1 protein-coding gene is annotated in these 774 nt (G+C 73.5%); it reads left to right on the forward strand.

Going from position 1 to position 774, the window contains the following annotated elements; genetic code table 11:
- A partial coding sequence (locus ABD901_RS58780; RefSeq protein ID WP_486303878.1) for a family 4 glycosyl hydrolase occupies positions 1-774 on the forward strand: 774 nt, incomplete at both ends.

The following is a 774-nucleotide window of genomic DNA, read 5'->3' on the forward strand; positions in this document are numbered from 1 at the left end:
TCAGCGACGAGACGTTCCCGCTCGCGTGCGACTGCGTCGGCCAGGAGACGACCGGCGCCGGCGGCTTCGCCAAGGCACTGCGCACGGTCCCGGTCGTGCTGGACATCGCCCGCCGCGCCGACCCGGGCGCGTGGATCGTCAACTTCACCAACCCGGTCGGCATCGTCACCCGCGCCCTGCTCGACGACGGCCACCGCGCCGCCGGCCTGTGCAACATGGCGATCAGCTTCCAGCGCCGCGGGGCGGCGGCCCTGGGCGTCGAACCGTCGGCGCTGATCCTCGACCACGTCGGCCTGAACCACCTGACCTGGGAGCGCGCCGCCTACGTCGACGGCGTCGACCACCTGCCGGAGCTGATCGACAAGGGCCTGGACGACATGGCCTCCGGCCTGCAACTGCCCGCCGAGCTCATCGCGTCCCTGCGCTGCGTGCCGTCGTCCTACCTGCGCTACTTCTACCGCCACGACCAGGTCGTCGCGGAGCAGCGCGGCCGGTCGACGCGCGGCGAGCGGGTGTCGCAGGTCGAGGAGCAGCTGCTGCGCATGTACGCCGACCCGTCCCTCGACCAGAAGCCGGCCCTGCTCGGCGAGCGCGGCGGCGCGTTCTACTCCGAGGCCGCCGTCGGCCTGATCGCCTCCCTGCGCCACGACGACGGCGGCATCCACGCCGTCAACGTGCGCAACCGCGGCTACTTCCCGTTCCTGTCCGACGACGCCGTCATCGAGGCCACCTGCCGGGTCGGCGCCGCCGGCGCGGTACCCCTGCCCGCCCCCG

The organism is Dactylosporangium darangshiense, from assembly GCF_039537565.1.
GTDB lineage: Bacteria > Actinomycetota > Actinomycetes > Mycobacteriales > Micromonosporaceae > Dactylosporangium > Dactylosporangium darangshiense.